The organism is Vibrio sp. Vb0598 (assembly GCF_033338935.1).
GTDB lineage: Bacteria > Pseudomonadota > Gammaproteobacteria > Enterobacterales > Vibrionaceae > Vibrio > Vibrio alginolyticus.
Map to the genome: position 1 here is coordinate 1 of NZ_JAWOTP010000209.1, position 1,161 is coordinate 1,161.

A 1,161-nucleotide genomic window follows, 5' to 3' on the forward strand; every position below is an offset into this window, starting at 1 on the left:
CACTGCCGTTGGTAGGCGATCAAGCATCTTGTAGTAATCACCAGCCACAGCGCCGATATCACCACGCAAATACGCTTGGATCATATTGAGATCTTTCAGCCAAAGTTCTTTGTCAGCATCTGAAGACGCCATGTACCCTGCGTACACATTGTCGACCGCGAACATCATGTCTTCGGTGTGATCGTTGTAAATCAAAAGCATCGCATCAGTGTAAGCTTCGAACGCTTTCAGCTCATCGTGCGCTTTACCGCCTTTGTAGCTCAATGTGCCCGAAGTTGCATCGATGACCAAATCACCCGAAGTCACATTCGCTGTCGTAAAGTTGATGAAAGACTGGCTGAACGACAGCACACCTGCCGCGATATCCGCATCAATGGTTCGCTTCATTGCGTTGACCATTGGCGCATCCAGCAGCAATACAGGATCGTGGAACGCTGGGACAATCGCTGTTCGGAATGGCCCCCAAGCGCTATCGATGCTCTCTGCGACCTTGTTTAGTGTTGCTGGCTCATAGCTATCTAGGTACGTTTTTAGATCGTAACCTTTGGACGTCACCAGTTGGTTTGCGTAGTCGTAAGCCAGCTTGTTTGCTTTTGTTGCCACAAACTTCTCGCCGTCGATAACAAACTCAACTTTGTCACCCGCGATGATACCGTACCGGTCTTGCTGCTTCGTAAACGTATCAAACTGAGATTGACCACGAGTCTTCACTGTGTAGTCGTAAGACTTCATTTGGCGCACACCCATTCTCAAGATGACATCGCCAACACGTCCGCGGCCTTCTGCACCAATATCAAGGAATCTTGCAATACCACGAGGCATTGGTGGTAGGGACTCCATTTGCTCAGTGATGTGTAGGTTCACGGTAACACCTTTTAGATTGGTGTATTCCTTACCGTCTTTACCCACCAATTTAACTGGCGTATTTAACGCGTCATTTGCCACGATGTTGCCCATGATGTCTTCGTATTCAGCTTGCACCCCAGGGATATCAAGCAGCGATGCAAAGCTCACCTCATCGGTAAAACGGTTCGAGAATCGACGTGCTAAGAAGTGGCTCGCCAACGCTTTGTCTGGCCAGTTGCCCAACACAGACACCGCATTTGACCAAGGATAATCAGGGTCAAAGCTACCAATTGAGTTTAGGAAGCGTCCATTCGC

1 pseudogene is annotated in these 1,161 nt (G+C 49.0%); it reads right to left on the reverse strand.

Annotated elements, in window-relative coordinates:
• Positions 1-1,161, reverse strand: a pseudogene (locus R7Q38_RS24140) (MoxR-like ATPase); the annotation flags it as partial.